Source organism: Lysinibacillus sp. AR18-8 (assembly GCF_001705465.1).
Lineage (GTDB): Bacteria > Bacillota > Bacilli > Bacillales_A > Planococcaceae > Lysinibacillus > Lysinibacillus capsici.
On record NZ_MDGU01000012.1, the window covers coordinates 69,080 to 92,617 of the forward strand.

Here is a 23,538-nt window from a genome sequence, read left to right on the forward strand (position 1 = left end):
TTTGGTGCTGGGTTGTTTGCTAATTAACCTAATATGTTCAGAATTCCCTGGCTCATTTGATTAATTTGCGCAATCATGGATTGGGATGATTGCAAAAGAACTTGATCTTTTTTCAATTTAGACGTTTCTTTTGCTATATCCGAATCACGTAAAGTTGATTCAGCTTTCATTAAGTTTTCTTCAGCGTTTTTAACGTTGTTGTAGGCATGTTCAAACATATTTTGATATGCACCTATAGTTGATCTTGCAGATGACACTCTCTTAATTGCATTTTCAATAATAGTAATTGCTGAATTTGCATTCTCTTGAGAATTAACAGATAGAGGATCGATATTTAGTTGCTCTACCGTTACGTTAGGTATTGATACTTTAACACTTTGTCCAGCATTACTCCCTACTTGTATATCTAAATGTAAGAACAAATCTTTTTCTTTCCCTGGTTCACCAAAAACATTAAGTTCAAACACTCCACTACCATTACTTGGCCAATTCAAACCATAATTCTCAGGTCTAAAATCGTATATATATAATTTTCCACCATCAGAAGCTAACTGTGAATAGTGCTTTACAAAATTTGTTGCGCCATTTGGTAGAGTATTCGAATTAGGTGGAGTTGGATCATATACGAATCCTGGCTGACCATAAGCTGTTTCAATTATCTTGTTGACTAAATCAGTCCCGTTTGTAATTGTACTCACATCCACTTCCATTACCGGATTAGAATCATTTAATCTTGATGTATCTGGATTACCATTTACAAATTTAATACTATAGGCTTGATTACAAGTACAACAAGTATAGTTAACTCCTTCTCCATTTAACTTAGCTACATCACTAGCTGAGTTAATATTGCTAAAATCAATAATAGCGCTAGCATAATCAATTGAATTATATGTATATTTATCCGTTATTCCACCACTAGTTGTAACTTGTTGAACATATTGAGATAAAGAACCAGATGTTATACTATTTCCATTTTTATCTTTCGTTCCAGCAAGCAAAACCATACCATTAAATTCCGTATTAGAGGCAATATCACTTAGTCCTTTTATGATTTGGTCCACCTCTTGTTGAACCTTTTGCCTATCGTCATCTGTTAAAGTATCATTTGAAGCTTGCACTGCAAGCTCTCTAAGTCGCTGTAGATTAGGATCTAACATATTTGCTAAGGCTCCATCAGCTGTGTTAATTAAAGACAATCCATCTTGAATGTTCTCCCCAGCTTGATTCAACCCTCGAATTTGCGCACGCATTTTTTCACTAATAGTTAAACCGGCAGCATCGTCAGCAGCTTGATTGATTTTATAGCCTGAAGAAAGTTTATTTAATGTTTTATTAATTTCCGAATTTGTTTGGTTATATCGATTTTGTGTAAACAAGCCTTGATTGTATTGAATCCGCATTTTCTAGCCCCTTTAAATATCTGTATTAGTAAAATAATACTGTAAAATTCTACTATAGTCCATTAATTAATGTGTAATTAGTTTTACTGCGTTAGGAAAATAGTCATTAATTATTCTAGGTTGATTTAATCGAATAATATCTTTTCAAATGAATTTGGCTGAAGCGAAAATTTTTTTGTTAAAATGCACTTCAACTAAATAAACGCAACTAATTACTCCATAACATGGCGTCAATAATAACTGCAATAATGAGTAGAACTACAATACCCCAAACGAATTTTTCAGCTGCTCGTATGTTTTCTTCGTTTGTGACTTTGTTTTGGACTTCCTTTCGTACTTTCTCTGACACTTCTCTCTTTTTTCTCGTTAAAGTATCTTCAAAAATCGAATTACAATATTCACATTTTACAAATACTAAACCATCTCTATATACTTTCTTAAAAGGGTTACTGGCTAAACAATTAGGACAATTATTCATTTGTATTCACCTCAATATATCTATCTACTATTTACCATTTTAGGAAAATTAACATATTTTGTACATAAAAATAAAAATCGGTAATCGATTTAATAGCAGACTATTTTACCTTTTTGTGGAAGTGACAAAAAATAGGACGGATATATTGAACTGCGAAGTAATAGAGTAGTATGCTTTTTACTCTAACTTGAGCCTCACAATGTACCAAATATAGGTTTATGTTTCAAAAGCAACCTTCCTTATAGAACAATAAGGACTTCCGTTCGAGAATTGAAACATTACAAAATCAGCAATCACAAGTACCTACAACAAAACAAGTGAAGCGAGAAATGAACGAAAAAGGAAGTAAAATTCTTATATTTTATGAAGAATTTACTGAATATAAACAAAAGAATCGTAAGGGAAAAATGGTGTATGAATATAGTTACTATGGGAGTGGAAAAATATGCTATAATTCATATAAATATTAATCGATGATACAAAATTTGTGATAAATCTACATCCCCAGATTTGTCCGACATATGATAGGAGTCAAATTTTAATGAATAGTCCAATCTAATATACCCCCTGTTAAACCAAATTCGAATGAAATAATAGGGGATGTTTAATAAAATTGAATAGTCCAATCTAATATACCCCTATTAAGCCAGAATTTTAATGAAATAATGGGGGATATATAATGAAATTGAATAGAAACTTTTCTTTATTACTAATAGGTCAGTCACTCGCTAATATAGGCGATGTATTATATATAGTCAGTGTTATAAGAACAATTTTTGTAGTAACAGGTTCTGCAATTGCTGCATCGTTTGTTCCATTTACGATTGCTTCTTCTATGTTTATATCCAGTCTACTGACTCCTCTTTTGGTTGAGAAATTAAATCTTAAATGGTTACTTGCTGGGTCACAAATAGTAAAGACGGTTTTACTCTTTATTCTAGGGTTTATGTTAATTGGTTTAACAGCAGCTAATTATTATTTGATCTTTTTAATAATAGGCTTGATTGCTTTTTTTGACGGATGTGCAAATCCAATAAGACAGACATTAACTCCATACTATGTTAAACCTGAACATCTACTCCAAGCTAATGGAATTGCAGAAACAATTACGCAGACCATACAAGCAGTTATGTGGTTCGTAGGAAGTTCATTACTAATCTTTATGAGTTCTCAACAACTTATTTGGTTAGTTGGATGTTTATTTGTAATTGCAAGCATGTTACTTTGCCTTTTAGAAAGTGTAAACCATGAAACAACCGAGCAAAAAGGGAAACTAGAAAAAATTAAAGAAGGTTGGAAAACTTTATCTAACACTCCAGTATTAAAAAGGATTGCTTGGATAGAATTTTTGGAAACAATTGCAGCAACGGTTTGGATAGCTGCTATCTTATATGTGTTTGTTAACGAGGCTTTGAACGTTGATGAAAAATGGTGGGGATTTATCAATGGAGCTAACTTTTTAGGTCTGATTTTAGAAAGTGCTTATTGTATTAAATTTTCTTCTTTTGTTGAAAAGAAAATAGGAACCTTTATTTTTGCTGGTTCAATGGCAAGTTCCTTATTTACAATATTATTTAGCATAAACAGCATTCCAATGATTTCCTTACTTTTATCGCTCTGTGTAGGGTTTTTTGGACAAATTAAACAAATTCCTCAACAAACGGTTATACAAACTAGTGTGTCAAAAGAACAGTTATCAACTGTTTATACCTCATTAGGTGCGATCGGAACAGGGATTTTTGGCGTTGGCTCTCTTGTTATGGGAGTATTAGCAGATTTGTTAGGAATTAGAATGGTATTCGTTATTTCGGGGCTATTACTTGCGATAGTAAGTACAATTGCTTATAAAAACAAGCAATTGTTTGTTAGAAACGTTATGGAACAATGAAAGTATAGTTGAAAGATTAATTAGCTTTCATGTCCTTTGTTTTTTGTAAAAGTTTGTGAAGTAGGGCCATCATTTTTGATGGTCTTTTTTATTGAACCTATTGTACTAACGGGTGCTTTAGTAAAAGAAGAAAGGGTTCTATTTTTAAAAAAATTAGGTCTTAATAATCCTCAAAATGTTCAGCAAGGAAGAGGATTCTTGCTGAACATTACTATAAATATAATAATTTTTTTATTAATTAATAAAATTTTGAGGAATACATTCACGAACACCAGAATTTCTCAATGAGTTAAATAAAGCTGCACTGATTCTTAAAATAACAAAGTTATCAGTGCCATTTTCTAATTCATAGATCACAAAGTATGAATTATCAACTGTAAAAATACATTTTCGTTCTAATTCAAATCCAGGTGGTACAGGAGGAAGATTGAAACGTGGTACAACTAAAGGTGTATCTCCTTCATCTCTGATAAAATCAAAAGTTTGTTGGTCAATCTCATAGATATTAACTGGATCAATCTCCACACCTTTTTCTGGAATTGTAATTTCATCTTCAACTAATACGAAAAAGCGTTCGTTTCGAAAATTGAAAAGACCTCTCGCCCCAATTTCAAATGATGCCATTTTATATTCACCTCCTATTCTCTAAATATCTTATTCATATCAAATACAGTTGTTTGGACATTAAGGAGGGGGAGTGAAGAATAGTTTCTGGTCTGAAGTCATTAGAAGCTAATAGTAGGGTGAGATAGATTTACAATTTCGGATATGAATGGGGATTAGCTGGACAATTTGAAGTTCATGTCAGAAAGAAAATGTGCTGTAAGGAGTGATAAGCTGGAGGTAAATGAATGAATATGGAAAGCCCTATACACTGGTATAGGGCTTTTATAATCTTAACATTAAATTCTAAAGAATCTGTGTTAATTCTGAGTTCACAAACCGTTGGGCAGCAATAATTACACCTGAAGCTGTTCGTCCATAAACGCTATATATTCCACCATTTTGATTTGGAATAATTTCAACTTCATATTGAGCTCCAACTACACCAGGAGTTACAAAAGTAGAACCATTCGCAATAGCGGCAAAAGGAGTTGTTGATAATAATTGTCTTGACCCATCTAGTCGAAAAACTCTTACTACGCCGGTTAATAAACCTCCCGTAAGGTTAAGAATTTTGACACGAACACTAGCTGCATTAGCTGGTTGATTTCCTGTATTTTCAATTGGGCCAGTAGTTAAACTCATTTATTTCACCTCCAAATAAACAAAATTTGTATAATCTGCAGATTACATTTTCATAGTATGAAGTATTCTGTATACTCTCTAGCCTTATTAATCATATCTATAAATTAAAGAAAAGTGTGGGTTGGTTTAGTAAGTAATGCGAAGTATGTAAGTGAAGGTTAACCTATATCTCATGACATAGCACCTTAGTAGAACATTGAATAGTGGAGCTATTGAACAATATGAGGAAAGTAACTAGTGTCACTGGGTTGGTAATGACCCTAAAATGAGAGAGGCCGTGACGGTCAACTAGCGCCACTAAGTGTGTGCGATACACTCAATTATTAATTTGCAAATAAAAATACATAAAAAAAGCCGTAGTGTTTGCAGACGCTACAGCTCGAATTGGTTGATGCCTTTAAAGACAATCTAGTAAACGTAGTATATCGTAACTTAGGAGGAAGAAACTATGTAACAGGGCAAACAACAGTTACTAAAGATGGCTGAAACAATCGAATAAGCAAGGCAGCCAGTAACGAAAGCTGATAACAATAGCTAAATTGGAGTGATTGAATCAACATTACCAAAGGCATATGATGGTACAACCGTTGTATACAGGAAATTATCGAATTAAGGAAAAGGTGCAAAAGCAAATTTCGATAGTGCATGGGGATCGAGAGGTTGAAGTACTTCAGAGATTGCTTGATGGGATAGCATACGCGCTATTCGAAGCTCATGAAATTATCCAGTACGACAACAAAAGATGAAGTAGCCGAGAGACTACTTCTTATAAGTTATTTCTAAAAGTATTTTTAAGCGGAATTATTTTAGTATGAGATCTGGATAAACGATGTGCTTTCAAATAAGGTCATTCAGTCTAAAGCTCTTTATTTTTATGCCATTTCATTGTTTTTTTCAATATCCTCTACATTGATAAACTTTAAGACTACAAACAGGAGAATAAATCCTAATACACCTGCCGTAATATAGCTGGCATTGAGATAATTTTTCATGACGAGAGACATAATAGGAGGGCCTGCTGCAACGCCTATAAATCGTGCTGAGCTGTAAAAAGAGGATACGGTTCCTCTTAACTCTTTTCTAATATTGTCAGTAATAATTGTGTCAAGTGCGGGCAATAGTGCACCAATAGCAATCCCCACTATACTCGTAACGACTAATAAAAGAATCAGTTTTTTACTTGTAAACCCAACAAAGACAATACTGACAGACATTGCAATCAAGGAGGCAATGATTATTTTTTTAATCCTTCCTAGGTTTCCTTTAATTTTTCGACCAGATATAAATGAAGCTATACAAAGTAATAAAAGCGGGATGGCCAGGACAAACCCTTTTTTAATCCCTTTTATATCATGAACTTTTTCGAGATTTTCTGACAAGAAAAATAGCATACTAAATAATATGAGCATCACAAGGACTCCGTTAAGGAATACGGTATATAACCATTTTCCTTCCTCCTTGAAAACTTTTTTTGTATTCTGTAAAAACTCTTTGAGCTTCAATGGTTCATCATCATCTTTAGGAGCTTTAACGAAGAAAAAAATTAGTACAATCGAAATCAGACTAAGCGCTGAAATGGAGAAGAAGGGAAGGAACCATAAAAATGCAGCAAATATTGATCCTAAAATGGGACTTAACACTTTCCCAAACGTGTTAGACGTTTCAATTATCCCTAATGTAGAACTTATTTTTTCGTCATCATCCTGGTAAAGATCACCTACAAGAGGCAATACGATCGGCATTGCACCAGCGGCCCCAATTCCCTGAATAATTCTTCCAGCGATAATCATTGCGTAGGGGTCATCCATTTTCCATGAAGCAAATCCAGCAATCAGACCACCGATTAAAGCTAAAATTAAGCTTGGTAATATGACCATTCTTCTGCCGAAGCGGTCCGATAAATAGCCAGCTACGGGGATCAGAAAAATAGCTGCGACTGAATAGCTTGTTATGATCATGCTCGACTGAAATGATGTGATCCCGACCTTATCCTCCAGTATAGGGAGCACGGGAATAAGCATTGAATTTCCAAGTGTCATGATGAGCGGAATAGAAGTCAAACTTACAATACACCAGACACTTACATTAACCTTCTCTTGGTCCATTACCACACCTCGACTAATATTCTTTTAAAAGGTATGGTTTCCTTTCATGTTCATTTTATGCGCTGTCGGTGAGTTTATTGGAATAACACTTGGTAAGCCTGCATCCCAAAGTAGATCCCGAAACCAATCATTAATAAGGCTGAGATAAAAGAGACCGTTTTCAAAAGCTGTATAGATAATAATTTTCGAGCGACACTGGATAAAAAGGCATAAATAAAATCTACAAAAATAATGCCCATTAAAATGGCGATACTCACCAAAATGATTTCATACCCTGTTGAGATACCAGCCGTTTTTGCGAGTATGGAGCCGTATATTCCCAGCCAGAAAAGGATGGTTAGCGGATTCAAAAAAGACATGAAAAATCCAGTCATGAGGGATTGTCTCAGTCGTGTCCTTTTCCCTGTTTTCGAATCCATCTCAATTTTATGTAGCGACAGTAAATTTTCGATACCGGTGTACAAAAGAACAAAACAGCCGAAGGACCAAAGGATTGTTTTTAACCAGATGGAATTGATAAATTGGCCAATTCCAAAATATACGATAAACATATAGATAATGTCAGTCGCTATGGCACCCAGACTAAAAAACCATGCATGAAAAAAGCCATTTTTTAAACCTGTATTCAATAGGACAGTCTTAACAGGTCCAATTGTTGCAGCCATTGATATGCCTAAAAAGATAAAGGTAAATATAGAATCCATAAAATAGCCTCCAATAATCAAATGTAATTGCATTTTATTCGAAGGCAATAACTTTTAGGACAATCTAAAAGGGCATAAAAAACATGCGGATTTAATATGTCCTTATTCGCACGCTAAACTAATTATATATAGCATATTTATCAAAGAATATAGTTTCGTTTTTGTCTTTAAATTTATCCTTTAAAACAAATAATTCAATCAAATTCGTTCATAATAATGAAAAGGACGTGATGACTATTCTAAATGAGAAGAAGATATCAAAGCTAAAAAATATGTTAATTGAGCAAAAACACTCGCTCCAACGAAGAATGGATACAGATGATGAATATTTAGAACGAGGTAGTTTACGGGATTCTGTTGATGAGTTGTCAACAATCGATAATCATCCAGCAGATCTGGGTACCGAATTATACGAGCGTGAAAAAGATATGGCGTTAAAAGTCCATGACAATGATGAGTTAGCAAAAGTCAATACGGCCTTACAAAAGATTGAGGATGGTACCTATGGCGTATGTGAAGTTTGTCAACAAGATATCCCATATGATCGATTGGCGGCACTGCCTTATACCTCTTTTTGTATTGAACATACTGCAAAAGACGTTCCAACAGATCGACCGGTTGAAGAGCAAGTGATGCTTCCACCAGTAGACAATTCTTTTGCTGGCCGTGATGACAAGGATGATATTCATGATTATGAAGATATGTTTCAAGTTGTAGCAAAATATGGAACTTCTGAAACACCTTCCGATTTTGAAGGAGATTTTGAAGATTATGATGAATTATATGAAGATCCTGAAGAAATTGCCGTTAATGACGAATGGGATTCATACCATATCTCTGAAACAGATGAATTAACACGCCAAGTTTCCATTCAGGAAGTAGAACACGCGAGAAAATTTGATTATTTAGAGGATTAAATGTGGGATTTAAAAAGATAGGCGCAATTGTTATAAATGAATGCTTTAATAAAATGTTTTGAACAAATGCAAAACTTGCAGCATGTTTTGTAATAAGAAAAATAGGATGTAAACTCGGAGGTAGGTCATGTGGTATTTTCAATAACCTCAATATTAGGGAAAGACAGACCAACGATCGACCTGCACTCCATAATTCTGTTTGGAGCATGACATATAACGTGGTGCCGCTCTATCACGAGTCACAAGTGAGCTCTTGCCAAGAGGATTACTATAATATTTAAGCTTTCATCTTAGGATGGAGGCTTTTTCTTTTTCTTTGAAAACTGCGTCTACAGCCAAAACACTTCGAGTCGAGAGGTCAGAGTTTGGTGTGGTTTTGAGAGCAAATAATTACCAATGCTTAAAGTTGAAGCTAGTGCTCAGGGAACTTTACTTTCTTATTTGGAAATTCGATCAAATTTTTCCCCCCCCTTTGATTCGACGGTGTTCTATGAGCATAGATTATTATTATTGATTCACAACAACTACGTCTAAATGTTATTGGGTGAAAAGATTTACAAGATATTAATATCTAATTAAAAAACAAATGTTATTTTGTTTAAGTAAAAAAATTAATTACCTATAATGAGAGGAGAAGAAATAATGGAAAAAAACATTGAAGTTTTAAGAACAGAAGGGGACATTAATTTAACAAAAACTCGTACTTTATGGCAAGGAAAACACTTGAGCAAAGAATCATTTGAGCTTTTAAACGATGATTCCAAGTATTATTTACATCAATCTCTTTCTACCCCTTGTTTAAATATTATTGAAAAAAGCTATGGAATTTACATAGAGGATATAGATGGAAGAAAGTATATGGATTTTCATGGAAATAATGTTCATCAAATAGGTTATGGTAATGAATATGTTATTCAAGCAGTAAAAGAGCAGTTAGATATCCTTCCATTCTCACCAAGACGTTATACAAATAAAGTTGCGATCCAGCTGGCAAAAAAATTAGTTGATATTGCACCAGAAAGTTTAAATAAAGTACTGTTGTCTCCTGGGGGAACTTCAGCTGTTGGAATGGCTTTAAAACTTGTTAGAAAGGTAACAGGCAAATTTAAAACTATATCTATGTGGGATTCATTTCACGGTGCTTCTTTAGACGCTATTTCAGTTGGAGGAGAAGCACTTTTCCGTAACGGTATGGGTCCTTTAATGCCAGGGAGTCAGCATATTGCTCCTTACAATTCATATCGTGGTTTGTTTGATGATGACAATGGTAGATTTAAATCCCTTGACTATTTAGAATATGTACTTGAAAGAGAAAATGAAATCGGTGCAATTATTTTAGAGCCTGTTCGTTGTACAGACGTGCATATCCCACCAAAAGAGTACTATCAACGTTTACGTAATATTTGTGATAGAAACAATATATTATTGATTTTTGATGAAATTCCAACAGCTTTAGGGCGAACAGGTAAAATGTTCACTTTTGAAAACTTTGGAGTTATTCCAGATATTGTATTATTGGGAAAAGGATTGGGTGGAGGCGTTTTTCCAATGGCAGCGATGCTGGTAAAAGGAGAACTTGATGTTGCCCAAGATATTGCACTTGGTCATTACACTCATGAAAAAAGTTCATTAGGTTGTGCAGCAGCATTGGCTACTCTTAATTATATCGAGGAGTTTAAATTAATTGATAAGGCTAATCAATTAGGAAATTATATGAGGATACGTCTTGAAAAGATGCAAGAACAGTATGAAATTATAGGGGATGTTCGAGGAATCGGTCTTTTATACGGAGTAGAATTAGTATTAAACCGAAATTCGAAAGAAAAAGCTATATCTGAAGCAGAGCAAGTAATGTATAAATGTATGGAAAAGGGATTAAGCTTTAAAGTATCCCAAGGAAATGTGCTTACTCTCACTCCACCACTTATCATTAATGAACATGAATTAGAACTGGCTATGGATATTTTAGAACAATCTATCCAGGAGATTTTAGGACAGTAATATAGATTTATGAATAATTTATACAATTTACTAGATTGAAGCAACTAAACATCTCATATGAGGTGTTTTTATTATATAAAGAAACTTGATGTAAACATTCCAAAACAAACAAATGACGATGGAGGTGGGGGTGTTCAAGGCTGTTCTTGCGATTATAAGTGAAAATAGTGTATTATAGCTTTCATGTTGTAAACGAAAAGGACGGATGTAATGAAATATAATAAGACAATTATGCTAAAGCTTATAAACGAACATCGAACATTGCATGATGAATTAAAAAAGCTAAAATCTGAAATGGGTTTAGAGAAAAATTTCGCAGTAAAGGCATTGTATCATTCATTTGTTGCAGAAGAAGGTCCTTATATGAAAGAATATCAGGATTTAGAGCGATTACAATAAATGTAGTGCCACTAACAAAATTGTTGGCAAGATAAGTAATAATTTTTAGTCCGAGAATTTAATACTAAGTTTATGATTGAGCCATTCATTTTGAGTGGCTTTTTATTCGGTTTTTTTACTGGCAGACGCTATAAAGAACGATAGGAAATACACGTTTGAACAGTTTAGGGATTCTTACAGATCACTAAATTGGGCAAGCACGAAAATACAAAAGAATAAATACTTAAAATGTATGAAAATGAAAAGGGTAACCGCCTGAAAGTTGAAAGGGAATTGGAAAACCTTAAAACAATGATTGGCTATGCGAAAACGCAGATGCAAGGAGCATTGAACTCAATTGGTATTGGTTAATCGATTACTAGAAAGATATTGTTCAGTAACTTGAGTGGATATAGAAGGAAAGCAGAAAGACAATAATCAGATACAAGGAACACAAAATAAGGCACATATACTACCCTGTTTTCCTACAGGTTGGTAAAAAACACCAACTAAAAGAGATTAGTCAGTGTTTCGTATTTTATTTATATAAGAAACTCTAGTTTATTTTCTAAAAGAGTCTGAAATCTATCCATAAATAGAGCTGCATGGTAACCATCGCAGACAGAATGATGAACCTGCAAGGATAAAGGTAAATAAATATTACTAGTTTTATTGATAAACCTACCTGCAGTGATTATCGGCAAACAATAATTTGGACTATTATTCATGTTTAAGTTAAAACCAGTAAAAGAAGTCCATGGAATCATAGAAATATTGACGACATTTTCAGGTATCGGTGTTTTAGGAAACAGTTTTCCTGTACCATTGTACTTCTCAGTATCGGAAATATAATTCTCATAAAATTTTTTAAAGCCTTCATCTGTATTTGTATAAATGGCTGAAAATAACTCTGATGTCTTATCAAAGATAGTATACATTGGGACTACCTTATCCCAGTAGCCAAACTCTCCAGCAGAATTAAAGTTCATTCTAAAATGTTTATTTGAATTTGCCACGTGAGTAATTAAAAAGATGAATACAGGATAGAATTTATATCCCTTATCTTTTGTAATTTTATAAAGTTCAGTAATATCAATATTTCTGGTGATGCTAAAGCTCGTTTGTTGATTTAAGAAATGATTGAAAATTTCTTTTCGTTCCCAATTATTAATATCAATTTTATTGAATTTCATCTTATAAAGCCTCCTAAAATTTAAAATCTAGATAATTTTAGGAAGCTAATTTGACTGCTTTTTTCATAAGATCATTCCTTTAATTTTATATAAGTCAATCTTAACATATTATTACGGTTTCGATTATTTAGATTAGCATAGCGAGCTTAAGCTGCTAATCAAAAAACACTGCACAATATGAGAAATCGTCTTCAGGAAGGTAATTTTTGAAAAATTCTAATATTTCTTCGCCGAAAAACACAATAGATAGTAGTATTAGTACAATTAAAACGGCTCACTAAAGTCTGGATGTCATCACTTGATACAAGGGTTAGTAAGTCACATAGAAAGCTAGATGGTCAGAAAGCTGATAATGAAAGCTACTAACATTATGGTATGGGGCATTGCATCGATGGATAGTCAGTGTCGCTGGCACAAAATATATATGGAATGGCAAGTTACCAGAGTATCGATGAGGAAGAGACTACATGGACGATACCTACCAAAAGCAATCGGCTGTTCGTATTGATGCTTATATGTCTGATTTAGGGTTAAATTACAAACAAGCCTTTAATAAGGCGTACAAAGAGGTGAAGCCTCCAAGTGTTGTAGTACCATTCGTAAGTTACGAGGAATGGAGTCAACAATTTAGAATAGGAAGTAGTTATTCCTAGGAATACGTTTTTAGATATTTATGTTAAAAACGATATTGAAAATTAACACTTAAAATCGTAAAGACATGTTGGAAATGGTAAGCTTGACATAACAGAAATATAGTAACTATTTCGTACTGTATTGTTAAAAAACAAAATGTAACTTCTTAGCTTAGGAAAGGATGTGTGATATATGGACAAAAGAAACTCAATAATGGAAACATATTTTAATACAAAGGATATTGCTAAACGTAATGTATTATTAAAACAAATAGTATTTGACTTGCCTGAGAACGGAAAGGACTTTTTTCTCAAAGTATATAAAAAAGAGAGATATTTAGATATGCGGCTAACTGCGATTAGAGGATATGCTGCCTATGCAAGCGAAGAAGAAGTTGCGATTTTAATGAAAAAGATGTTAGAAATCTTAAAAAGGCGATCAGAAAGTACACCATATAATTATCAGGAATACGAAATCTTGCGTTCATCTTTTCTGATACCTTATTTATTGGAAAAATATCAATACGACTGTTTCAAAAAATTTAATGAACAGTTAAAAAAACAGTACGACGCTATGCCTGAAGTTTTCAAAGGAATTTTTACATGTGACGATAAAGGGGAACATATTCAACTAATTTCCCCAGCAGTAGTACGGAAAAAGATTGAAGATTTCATGCAAAGTGAAGGATGTATCTAATGGATTTTGCATTCAAATGATAGATTGGATATTTATGGATTTCTTTCCTGTTTTATTCTAATAGCTATTGTAATTATATCATCTCGCATTGCACATTCAACCTTTGCAAAGAAGGAAGATTGGGTAGGAAAGCTGTTAACAAGTGTGTTTGCTAATATAGGTATGTTTACTTTTGTCATGGGTCTATTTAGAAGGATGGAAAAGAGCGAGTGAATTGCTGTCATATGGAAATGTATTAATTGCTATAGGTTCATTCACAATGATGTTTTTTATTGCCTTTTTTATAATTTTTGGATAGTCAATAAAATAATAAATGAATAAAAGACAACTCTGTGTGTGAACTGCCCCGTAAAGTTAGATTGATGTTTAACTTTTACGGGGCAGTTCTAATAAAGTGATGAGTGGTTTTTCTCAATCATATTTATTGAAAACTTATAAACTAAAACCTTTTTTTGCTTTGAATTAAATTGTTAAAAAATTACATTTTTGATTTCCAGCACCTGACCAGTATCTTTTATTTTTAAATTTTTGTACCCCAAATAAGTGGGGTACAACGGGTAAAAACAGAAAAAACATTTTTCACCAAATATTTTTCTGAATCTAATTTCAAATTTTTTTAAATTACAATTTATTAACTTTTTCTAATCAGTAGAGCAAAAACCCCACCAAATCAACACTTTTGCGCTATAATGTAGGACGAGGTGAAGAAAATGTTTGTGAGTGAGAAACAGATTGAAATACGGTACGCAGAGACAGACCAGATGGGCGTGGTGTACCATGCGAACTATATTATTTGGATGGAAATTGGGCGTACCCAGCTTGTAAGTGATGCAGGCTTTGAGTATGCTGCCTTAGAAAAAGATGGCTATGTATCGCCAGTGATGGATTTATCGATTTCGTATAAAGCAGCCATGCATTATGGACAAGTGGCGACGGTGCGCACTTGGGTAGAAAAGCATGATCGTTTACGAACGACGTATGGCTATGAAATTTTACATGAGGATGGCACGGTAGCAGCCACAGCTCAATCCGTACATATTCTTGCACATAAGGATACATTGCGACCGGTATCATTAAGTAAGATTGACCCAGCTTGGGATGCCAAATATAAAGAAATTGCCGTAGAGGCAAAATAGGAGAACATATAGATGGAAATGTTTATAGCTTTAGGCGCTATTTTGGCAGCTCTTGGTGTTGTTTTAGGTGCTTTTGGTGCACATGCACTCAAGGATAAGTTTGCCTCACCGCATTATGCAGCCGTTTGGGAAACGGCTGTGCAATATCAGATGTATCATGCTTTAGGGATTCTAGCCCTTGGCATTCTATCCAATGATGCATTTTTAGGAAGCTCAAGTCTACTTTCTTGGGCAGGCTACTTGATGTTTACAGGGATTGTATTCTTCTCTGGTAGTCTATATGTGCTAGCCGTGACAGGTGTGAAAAAGCTAGGTGCGATTACGCCAATTGGTGGCATGTTATTTATTGTTGCGTGGGTGCTTGTTATAATTGCTGCCTTATCCTAATACAGAAAAAGTAACGAGAACGTTTTGATGATTTATATCATTGGCGCTTCTCGTTTTTTTAGTTGATAGGAAGAAAATGAAACAATTTGTCTGATTTTGCGTATTACATAGTATGAAGAGATGTTAAAATAAGCTAAACATCAATGTGAAGGTGGGAATATTTATGGGTTTATTGAAAGCAGGCGTTGGGGCATTAACAGGTGTTTTAGAGGATCAATGGCGTGAATATTTTTATTGTGAGGCATTATCCTCAGATGTTCTAGTAACTAAGGGTATTAAACGCACTTCTAAACGAGGTTCAAATAAAGGAAATGACAACATTATTAGCAATGGCTCGATTATTGCCATCAATGAAGGGCAATGTATGATGATTGTTGAACAGGGGAAGGTTGTAGAGTTTTCTTCAGAAGCTGGGGAATATGTCTATGATACATCTACAGAGCCTTCGATTATGTATGGCTCAGATTTATCTCATGGCATTATGGAAACATTTAAACAGATAGGCAAGCGTTTTACATTTGGTGGAGAACCTGCTAAAGATCAGCGAGTTTATTATTTTAATAAAAAGGAGATTGTTGGCAATAAATATGGTACTCCCGCACCAATTCCATTCCGTGTTATTGATCGTAATATCGGATTAGATATCGACATTGCCATTCGTTGTCATGGTGAGTATTCTTATAGAATCATTGATCCGTTATTATTCTATACAAATGTATGTGGAAATGTAGAGCGTGAATATACGCGAGAGGCCATTGATAGCCAGTTAAAATCAGAATTAATGACAGCGTTACAGCCAGCCTTTGCACAAATTTCAGCAAGTGGCGTTCGTTATAGTGAAATACCTGCGCATACGGTTGCGTTAGCAGACGCACTCAATAAGGTATTATCAGAAAAGTGGCTTGCTACACGTGGTTTAGCTGTTGTGTCATTTGGGATTAGTACCCTAAAGGCTTCTGAGGAAGACGAAGCCATGATAAAACAACTACAACGCAATGCGGTCATGCGTGATCCAGGTATGGCTGCTGCCCATTTAACAGGCGCTCAGGCAGAAGCGATGATTGCAGCTGCTAACAATGATGGTGGCGCTATGGCAGGCTTTATGGGGATGAATATGGCTGCACAAGCAGGTGGAGTCAATGCTGGTCAGCTTTATCAAATGAATGAGCAAAATAAACAAGCGCAAATGGCTCAGGCTGCGATGCAAAATCAATCAGCCAAAGCATCTGGTACATGGACATGTGCATGTGGTCATGACAACACAGGGAAATTCTGTTCAAATTGCGGTGCAGCAAAACCAGCGGAAGAGGGCTGGACATGTACATGTGGAGCGGTGAATAAAGGAAAGTTTTGTAGCGAGTGTGGCTCTAAAAAACCAGCTGGTGCTTTACTCTATGCATGCGATAAATGTGGGTGGGCACCAGAGGACCCTGCCAATCCGCCTAAATTTTGTCCAGAATGCGGCGATGTTTTTGATGAAAAGGATGTCAAGTAAGGAGATGATGACCTATGTCAACGCAAGAAGTTGAACATGTCAAACAAGTAAAGCTTGACTTTGATGCGGAATGTCCATCCTGTAGTGCATCAATTGAGTTTAATCCTGCTACAGGTAAGCTTACTTGTCCGTATTGTGGATTTGAATCAGAAATTGCAACCCCTGAGCAAGAAGAGGAAAAGGTTGCACAGGAAATGGACTTCTTAAAAGCAGCGGAACGTGGGAATTTCAATTGGGGCGTGGAGAAGAAAACAGTTATTTGTAAAGCTTGCGCGGCCGAGACAATTTATGATGCTCTGCAGGTCGCTGACAGTTGTCCTTACTGCGGCTCAAATCAGGTAATGGAAGCGAGCGCTGAAAATACGCTTGCTCCCAATGGCGTATGTGCTTTTGAAGTAACGGATAAGCAGGCAGGAGAACATTTTCAGAAATGGATCAAAGGTCGATGGTTTACACCAAAGGCTGCCAAAATAAGTGCAAAGCCTGATGCCTTTAAAGGGGTATACCTCCCGTATTGGACGTTTGATTCAAAAACAAGCTCCAGATACTCCGCAAGATATGGACGACATCGAACGGTTACGGATAAAGATGGTAAAACGCATACTGAAACGGATTGGTATTCAACAAGTGGGTTTTATCAGGAATTTATAGACGATCATTTAGTGAGTGCCACAACACGCTATGATCGAGATATGATGCGAAAAATTGAACCATTTAATCTTCTTAATAATAAGGCCTATAAACCTCAATATGTAGCTGGATTTTTATCAGAGCGTTACAGTGTTGGTTTGCAGGATGGCTGGAGCCAAGCAAAAAGTGAAATCCATGATCACCTCCATGCGCAGATTACATCCAAAATCCGTTGGGAAAATAGGGCGGATGTAGTATCCAATCTACGCTTTTCCACAAACCATGATGATATTACATACAAATATTTAATGTTACCGATTTGGTTATCTTCTTTCCGCTATAAGGAGAAGATTTACCGCTTTATGGTGAATGGACAAACGGGTCGAGTTGGTGGTAATGCCCCTATTTCACCGCTTCGGGTGACAATTGCAGTTATTTTATCATTAGCAGTAATCGCTCTGATTTGGTATTTCTTTATGTCTGAATAATAATAAACAGTATGCCAGTAGGAGCCTCTTATTGTCCTTTTGGGATACTGTTTTTTTCATAAAATTGTCCTTAAATACTGGGTAAATGACTGAATTAATTGACTGGTATAGGATAATCATCATCCATTATCACGGCTGTCATTGCGTCAAGTTGCATAGATTAAAGGGAGAGTAAAATATCAGAACAGCCTTGGTTGGACAAAAGCATAACGTTGCAAGTTGGTGTAACAAGCAACCTACTATGTAGGAAAGTCGTTAGAAATAATGCAATTATGGTGTTAAAAATTGGGGCGGATTTCCATTAATGATGAGAAGTGAAGTTGCGATTTTACTTTAAACAACTTATTATACAGTCAGAGAGCATTTTTTAAGCTAGTCATGATAAATGTAATGTTATTTTTGAATAACAATGAAAACGTTATTCATATTGGAGGTTTCGATGATGGACGCAATTGAAGTGTTAACAAATTTAGATCAAATACATGGGTATTATCAACCGATATTTAGCGCAGATGCGCATACGGTGATTGCCTACGAAATTTCCGGATATCTACAAATTCAAGGTCAGCAAATTAATTTAAAGGATTTTGTCAACAATGAAGATATTCCAGAAGAATATCGAATTGATATGGAACATAAAATTTTACATGCGGCATTAGCCAAAATTGATGAAATTGCACCAGAAATTGATATTTATATCCCAAGCAATCCAAATTTATTGATGCAAGATTTTGGTGAAAGTCATTTTAATATTATCCAACAATATATAGAGGAAAAAGATTTACAGCGTATCGTACTTGTCGTATCAGAGCATCGTTTTATAGGGGATATTAACAAATTACATCACGCCCTACGCTATTTTACGACGTTTGGGGTAAAAATTGCCGTTCAGGAAGTAGGAGCCGAAAGTCATTTAGAGCATATTGCGCTATTGGCACCACATATCTTAAAGGTCAATACACGTGATTTAAATTACGATTCTTGGTCCGCTCAATCGGACATGATTTCTGCCATTGGTAGCCTAGCTTATAAAATTGGAGCAAATCTATTATTTGAAGATATTGAAACGGTTTATCAGCTACAATTTGCTTGGAAAAATGGCGGTAGATTTTATCAAGGGCCATACCTAGCAAATCCAGCTATGACTTTTGTTGATAAGGATATATTAAAGGAACGTTTTAAAAAAGAATGCCAGCAATTTATTACTTCCGAAAAGAAAATGCTGGAGGCGCAATATTTGCAGTTGAAAAAATTAAGGGAGGAATTAGAAGCGATTGTTCACCGTGTGAAACCAACAAGCGACAATGTCTCCCATTTGGAGTACTTAGCTGATTTATTGGATAACTACTCCTTCCGTCTCTATATTTGTAATGAGGATGGGTTCCAGTTAACGCCTAACGTTATGCGAATTGATGGGAATTGGGAGCTACAGCCACGTGCCATCAATAAAAATTGGAGCTGGCGCCCTTATTTCCTTCAAACGATTATCAAAATGCGCAACGATCAAAGTGGGGAAATCTCTGAATTGTATCGGGATATTGAAACAGGAGAAATTACAAGAACATTCTCCATTGCCATCAACGAGCATGAATATTTGTTTGTTGACCTTTCCTATGACTATCTTTATGAGCATAAAATCTTTAGATAATATTAGTAATTTCTTTAGTGACAACATTTCATGGGTACAAATTGCAATTCGATCTATTTATTTTAATTAAATGTATTAGGTATTATGGGGGAGAATCCTAAAAGCCTAGTAAAATACTGAAGTTGCCTTCTATATTTGCAGAAGGCAATTTTTTTTGATTTCAATCAAGAATGCTATTTAAGTTCTCATAGAAAATTAACTTTCTCTATCGAAACAAAAATGGCAGTCTATACATTTGTTAAATTTGTAATGAATGATTTTGTTTTTTCAGTATTTTTTCATTTAGCTTAATTAAGATGGAAATATCATAAAGGAGCTGAAAAAATGAGGATTATCAAAATACTGCTAATTATTAGTTTAATTTGGCCATTTGTTGATGCCAACATAGCAAATGCGGATGATGAAGAAGATTATAAAAAATACGAGGGTGATGTTCATAAAAAGCACAATGATGATTATGATGATGACGAGGAAGATGATGATTATGATTATTATAAAGAAGAGGAGGATTATGAATATTATGACCAAAGATACCCTGAAACAAATAGTAATACATGGAATATTTGGACAAGATCGACTTATGTAAATAAAGGAGAGTTACCCCTAAAAGAAGCGAAAGAAATTCAATTAAAACTAGAAAATAATAATAATACAGTGTCACTTTACTTGATTCCTTTAGATGGTGAAATATATGTGCCAGGTAAAATTGTTGCTGAACTTTTAGGTGCAAAAGTAGTTAATTATGATGATAGTAAAATATTAGAAATTAATAAAGCTGGTACAGAACTAATTTTTCGTGCGGGGACAAATGTAGTGTACTATAACGAGATAAAAACACCGATACCAGCTGTTACATTTTACTTGAATGATAATATATATGTTCCAATTAGTGTAATTTCAAATGGTTTGGGCTATGTGGCTGAATGGCAAGAAATGAATAACGCTGTTGTATTGAAGTTATTAAAATAAAAAGGGAGATGATTGAATGAAAGATCAAAAGAAAGCTAAATGGATATTAGGCACTTCTGGAGTAATATTATCTTCTTTACTATTAACGCAATTTAATAATGTTCCATCAGATAAAAACATAGCTGATCTAAATTTGACAAATGAACAATCAAAAAAAATGTCAGACCGAGAAAAGGAACTTGTTCAATTAGATTGGACAAATTTTGAAATTGTTGGAGTGAATCAACTACAACAAAATAAAACTCGTACCGATCGAACTACCAAACGATCCTAAACTTAGTTTGAAGTGGAGTTGAAGTTGCTTGGATACCCTTTCATTAAACACGATGAATACAAACTTTTATATTGAAATTGCTGGAACGCAAAAAATGGATTGGAAAGACAAAGTGGTGAAATGGTTGCAACACGTTGCAAGAGAGTGGTCGAGATTTGAGCCAAATAATGAGTTAAATCAAATTAATCAACTAAAGGTAGGAGAAATAGGTAGAATTTCTCCTGCATTATATGATTGTTTAAAAGCAGCAGACAACTATTATACATTAACTAATAATATATTTTCTCCGTATCTAAAATTACATTTAGAACAACATGGGTATGATCGATCCTTTCCTTTTCAAGAATCAACGTATAAGGCAATACAAATAGAAAAAAAGACAAATAAGCCATTTCTTTTTTTGGATCACAATGAAGTTTTAAAAACGGATAATCAATTAATTGATTTAGGTGGATTTGCCAAAGGATACGTAGTTGAAAAAATAGCTGATTGGCTTAGACAGGTTTCTCCAGAGTTTGGAATTGTAGATGGTGGTGGAGATATGAAAATGTGGTCGTCAGGCAAAAAGACATGGACCATTGGGATTGCTCATCCATTTCATATACACGAAGAGATCAGTTCAATTAGAATTCAAAATGGAGCAATTGCCACATCGAATCGTATATTCAGAAGTTGGAAACAGCAGGGGAAAGAAAAGCATCACTTATTAGATGGAAGAACCGGAGAGGTAATCATTAGCCCTATCCTTCAAACAACGATAATAACAAACTCATTATGTCAAGCAGAAGTGGCAACAAAACTGGCTTTTTTATTAAATGAACAAGAATTACAAGTATGGTTTGACAAACTACAGATGCCTTGTGCTTGCTTAATAGCAAAAGATGATGGAAGTATATATTGGCTGAAAGGAGGAGAAAAATTAGATGTTATTTAGTACTTGGGAATGGATTCGATTATTAGGGCTTTTAAGTTATTTTTACTTCAGTATGTCAATTTTTTTTGGTTTACTAAGGAAATCTTCTACTCTCAAGTCCAATAAAAACTTATACTTTCAATTACATCAAATGAGTGGATGGATGGGATTTATAACTGTTATTGTACATTTACTTTTACTAATGATTGATCAATACGAACCCTATACTATTTCTGAAATCGTATTACCTTTTAGCGCTAACTATCAGGCATTGTTGTCTGGGCTAGGAACCATAGCTTTTTATTTATTTTTAATAGTTCTTTTAACATCAGATATATGGATAAATAAAATGAACTTTTCACTTTGGAAGAAGATGCATTTTCTTGTTTTACCTGCTTGGATATTATCACTTATTCATGGGCTATTCATTGGTACTGACTCTAATCAAATGTTGGTAATTTTATTTTATAGCAGTACGGTAATGGTTATAATTACCGCACTACTTGTAAGGTTGATGAGTGATGGATTTAAGAAGAAAGATCAAAAGCAAGGGGTTAGCAAGTAAGCGATGCATGAATGGATGAAAGGCAGTTTCTCCATGTTAGCTAGACTGCCAAAGTAGCTCAAAAAAATAAACTAGTTGAATGGCACTACTGATACATGTAATGCCATTCTATGGTTTATCCATCATGTAACGATGAAGAGCCTATTTTTTAGTATAAAGAGGAAATTGAATACAAAATGTTGTACCTTTTTCCAATTCGCTTTGAACTGTGAATGTTCCTCCGTGATCTTGAACAATAGAATCAGCTATAGCAAGTCCTAGTCCTGTTCCGTTTCTGTTTCTCACAGCATCACTCCGGAAAAATCTATCAAAAATAAAAGGTAGGTCTTCCTTAGAAATCCCAATGCCTGTATCTTCAATGTAGATATATATCATTTTATCAGTTTGTAAAAGCTTTAGATAGATTGATCCTCTTTGTGTGTACTGAGCGGCATTATCTAATAATATATAAATTAATTCAGTTATATTATTTGAATTTCCAATAAATTCAACATTAGGTTGGATTTCTGTTTCGAAAACGATTGATTTCGGTAACGCTCTTTTAAACTTCCTACTAATCGTTAGTAGCAACTCTGTTAAGGAGATTTTTTCTTTAGTTGAATGAATACGATTTTTGTCATGTCGGGCTAAAAATAATAGTTTATCTAATAGCTCTTTCATTAACTCTGCTTCATGCTTTAAATCTTCAATCAATTCTTTACCGAAATCACTCATATTATTAGCTTCATCAGTTTCTAAAATATCGAGTGAACTATAAAATACACTTAGCGGTGTTCTTAACTCATGAGAAGCATCTGAAACAAAGCTTTTCTGTTTTTCAAGTGCATGTTGAATGGGAATCATGGCTTTTCCTGCCATGTAGTAACTTAAGAATCCAATTATTATCGTAAAAATTATAATTAAAACAATAAACAGTAAGATCATTTTTTGAAAAAAATGATATTGTGATGTGGTCGATTTGCCTATAACAATATATCCAAGAAATTCATCGTTCGGCTGAATGGGTTTCGATAAAATTAAAAGATGTTTATCGCGCCACTTAATATTTTTTACAAAACGTTTAGAAGGATCTTCCGTTCGAATGATTTTTTCTAGGTCTTTAAATAAACCTTGATAGTTTTCGTCACCGTGGACTAGTATCTGGTCTTTTGTATAAATATAGTAAAAATACATACCATTTGGGTTAAATTCTAATTTCCCTTCATTATCATTTTTGTGCTCAAAAAAGTCATGATATTGTTCTTTATAATAAGTTTCTAGTTCTTCTATTTGTTGATAATCCATTAGTTGAACTAATGAAAAATATAGAATAATAAGAAAAGCAAAGAAAAAGCCTATAAAATAAATGGAGTTAAATAAAGTTAGTTTTTTACGAGTTTTCTTAAACAT

The 23,538-nt window shown here is 34.3% G+C and carries 25 protein-coding genes; 17 read left to right on the forward strand and 8 right to left on the reverse strand.

Going from position 1 to position 23,538, the window contains the following annotated elements; translation table 11 throughout:
• Positions 1–23 precede the first annotated feature (23 nt).
• Positions 24–1,403 (reverse strand): flagellin N-terminal helical domain-containing protein, encoded by a 1,380-nt coding sequence (locus BFM98_RS10310; RefSeq protein ID WP_066037279.1) that lies wholly within the window; start codon positions 1,401–1,403, stop codon positions 24–26.
• A 208-nt stretch (positions 1,404–1,611) separates the two neighbouring features.
• Entirely contained in the window at positions 1,612–1,881 is a 270-nt protein-coding gene (locus BFM98_RS10315; RefSeq protein ID WP_066037280.1) for a hypothetical protein, read from the reverse strand.
• 679 nt (positions 1,882–2,560) lie between these two features.
• Between BFM98_RS10315 and BFM98_RS10320 the strand changes: the two genes are divergently transcribed.
• Positions 2,561–3,769, forward strand: coding sequence for an MFS transporter (locus tag BFM98_RS10320; protein WP_066037281.1), 1,209 nt, complete (start codon positions 2,561–2,563; stop codon positions 3,767–3,769).
• 234 nt (positions 3,770–4,003) lie between these two features.
• On the opposite strand, the gene BFM98_RS10325 is transcribed toward BFM98_RS10320, so the two are convergent.
• Together BFM98_RS10325 and BFM98_RS10330 are read right to left on the reverse strand one after the other, a co-directional pair.
• A complete protein-coding gene (locus tag BFM98_RS10325) occupies positions 4,004–4,393 on the reverse strand; it encodes a hypothetical protein (RefSeq protein ID WP_048392570.1) in 390 nt (129 codons plus the stop codon).
• Between the two features lie 285 nt (positions 4,394–4,678).
• Positions 4,679–5,017, reverse strand: coding sequence for a hypothetical protein (locus BFM98_RS10330; RefSeq protein ID WP_048392571.1), 339 nt, complete (start codon positions 5,015–5,017; stop codon positions 4,679–4,681).
• A 575-nt stretch (positions 5,018–5,592) separates the two neighbouring features.
• Here BFM98_RS10330 and BFM98_RS23925 point away from each other — a divergent pair.
• Positions 5,593–5,763 (forward strand): hypothetical protein, encoded by a 171-nt coding sequence (locus tag BFM98_RS23925; protein ID WP_175400741.1) that lies wholly within the window; start codon positions 5,593–5,595, stop codon positions 5,761–5,763.
• A gap of 126 nt (positions 5,764–5,889) precedes the next feature.
• Here BFM98_RS23925 and BFM98_RS10335 read toward each other — a convergent pair whose 3' ends face one another.
• The gene (locus BFM98_RS10335; RefSeq protein WP_066037282.1) at positions 5,890–7,122 is read right to left on the reverse strand and encodes an MFS transporter; all 1,233 of its coding nucleotides are present in this window, start codon (positions 7,120–7,122) and stop codon (positions 5,890–5,892) included.
• A 74-nt stretch (positions 7,123–7,196) separates the two neighbouring features.
• Positions 7,197–7,826, reverse strand: coding sequence for a LysE family translocator (locus BFM98_RS10340; protein ID WP_048392575.1), 630 nt, complete (start codon positions 7,824–7,826; stop codon positions 7,197–7,199).
• Positions 7,827–8,062: 236 nt separating this feature from the next.
• Here BFM98_RS10340 and BFM98_RS10345 point away from each other — a divergent pair, with 236 nt between their 5' ends.
• From BFM98_RS10345 to BFM98_RS24415, 4 genes are all read left to right on the forward strand, one after another.
• Positions 8,063–8,743 (forward strand): TraR/DksA C4-type zinc finger protein, encoded by a 681-nt coding sequence (locus BFM98_RS10345; protein WP_066037388.1) that lies wholly within the window; start codon positions 8,063–8,065, stop codon positions 8,741–8,743.
• Positions 8,744–9,385: 642 nt separating this feature from the next.
• Entirely contained in the window at positions 9,386–10,744 is a 1,359-nt protein-coding gene (gene pbfA / locus BFM98_RS10350) for a (R)-1-hydroxy-2-aminoethylphosphonate ammonia-lyase (protein WP_066037283.1), read from the forward strand.
• Positions 10,745–10,954: 210 nt separating this feature from the next.
• Positions 10,955–11,143, forward strand: coding sequence for a hypothetical protein (locus BFM98_RS10355; protein WP_066037284.1), 189 nt, complete (start codon positions 10,955–10,957; stop codon positions 11,141–11,143).
• Between the two features lie 228 nt (positions 11,144–11,371).
• Positions 11,372–11,494: a hypothetical protein gene (locus BFM98_RS24415; protein WP_255409618.1), complete on the forward strand. Its 123-nt coding sequence runs from the start codon at positions 11,372–11,374 to the stop codon at positions 11,492–11,494.
• 170 nt (positions 11,495–11,664) lie between these two features.
• Here the strand turns inward: BFM98_RS24415 and catA are convergent, their stop codons facing one another.
• Positions 11,665–12,315: a type A chloramphenicol O-acetyltransferase gene (gene catA / locus BFM98_RS10360; RefSeq protein WP_066037285.1), complete on the reverse strand. Its 651-nt coding sequence runs from the start codon at positions 12,313–12,315 to the stop codon at positions 11,665–11,667.
• 467 nt (positions 12,316–12,782) lie between these two features.
• Between catA and BFM98_RS10365 the strand changes: the two genes are divergently transcribed.
• The 11 genes from BFM98_RS10365 (at position 12,783) to BFM98_RS10420 (ending at position 22,149) form a co-directional block, all read left to right on the forward strand.
• The gene (locus BFM98_RS10365) at positions 12,783–12,968 is read left to right on the forward strand and encodes a hypothetical protein (RefSeq protein ID WP_066037286.1); all 186 of its coding nucleotides are present in this window, start codon (positions 12,783–12,785) and stop codon (positions 12,966–12,968) included.
• A 172-nt stretch (positions 12,969–13,140) separates the two neighbouring features.
• On the forward strand, positions 13,141–13,644 hold the full coding sequence (locus tag BFM98_RS23410; RefSeq protein WP_083225350.1) for a hypothetical protein: 504 nt from the start codon (positions 13,141–13,143) through the stop codon (positions 13,642–13,644).
• A gap of 710 nt (positions 13,645–14,354) precedes the next feature.
• Complete coding sequence (locus BFM98_RS10380) at positions 14,355–14,780, forward strand: acyl-CoA thioesterase (RefSeq protein WP_004225136.1); 426 nt, start codon at positions 14,355–14,357, stop codon at positions 14,778–14,780.
• A 12-nt stretch (positions 14,781–14,792) separates the two neighbouring features.
• Entirely contained in the window at positions 14,793–15,167 is a 375-nt protein-coding gene (locus tag BFM98_RS10385; RefSeq protein ID WP_066037288.1) for a DUF423 domain-containing protein, read from the forward strand.
• Between the two features lie 163 nt (positions 15,168–15,330).
• Complete coding sequence (locus tag BFM98_RS10390) at positions 15,331–16,662, forward strand: SPFH domain-containing protein (protein WP_048392584.1); 1,332 nt, start codon at positions 15,331–15,333, stop codon at positions 16,660–16,662.
• Between the two features lie 14 nt (positions 16,663–16,676).
• Positions 16,677–17,780 carry a TFIIB-type zinc ribbon-containing protein gene (locus BFM98_RS10395; RefSeq protein WP_066037289.1) on the forward strand — a complete coding sequence of 368 codons (1,104 nt, stop codon included), beginning with the start codon at positions 16,677–16,679 and terminating at the stop codon, positions 17,778–17,780.
• A 442-nt stretch (positions 17,781–18,222) separates the two neighbouring features.
• Positions 18,223–19,428, forward strand: coding sequence for an EAL-associated domain-containing protein (locus tag BFM98_RS10400; protein ID WP_066037290.1), 1,206 nt, complete (start codon positions 18,223–18,225; stop codon positions 19,426–19,428).
• 324 nt (positions 19,429–19,752) lie between these two features.
• Entirely contained in the window at positions 19,753–20,397 is a 645-nt protein-coding gene (locus BFM98_RS10405; protein ID WP_066037291.1) for a copper amine oxidase N-terminal domain-containing protein, read from the forward strand.
• A 16-nt stretch (positions 20,398–20,413) separates the two neighbouring features.
• Positions 20,414–20,671 (forward strand): hypothetical protein, encoded by a 258-nt coding sequence (locus BFM98_RS10410; protein ID WP_066037292.1) that lies wholly within the window; start codon positions 20,414–20,416, stop codon positions 20,669–20,671.
• A gap of 52 nt (positions 20,672–20,723) precedes the next feature.
• A complete protein-coding gene (locus BFM98_RS10415; protein WP_254660024.1) occupies positions 20,724–21,605 on the forward strand; it encodes an FAD:protein FMN transferase in 882 nt (293 codons plus the stop codon).
• On the forward strand, positions 21,595–22,149 hold the full coding sequence (locus tag BFM98_RS10420) for a ferric reductase-like transmembrane domain-containing protein (protein ID WP_036076409.1): 555 nt from the start codon (positions 21,595–21,597) through the stop codon (positions 22,147–22,149). Before BFM98_RS10415 ends, BFM98_RS10420 begins: the two co-directional genes overlap by 11 nt.
• A gap of 141 nt (positions 22,150–22,290) precedes the next feature.
• Here BFM98_RS10420 and BFM98_RS10425 read toward each other — a convergent pair whose 3' ends face one another.
• On the reverse strand, positions 22,291–23,538 hold the full coding sequence (locus tag BFM98_RS10425; protein ID WP_066037294.1) for a sensor histidine kinase: 1,248 nt from the start codon (positions 23,536–23,538) through the stop codon (positions 22,291–22,293).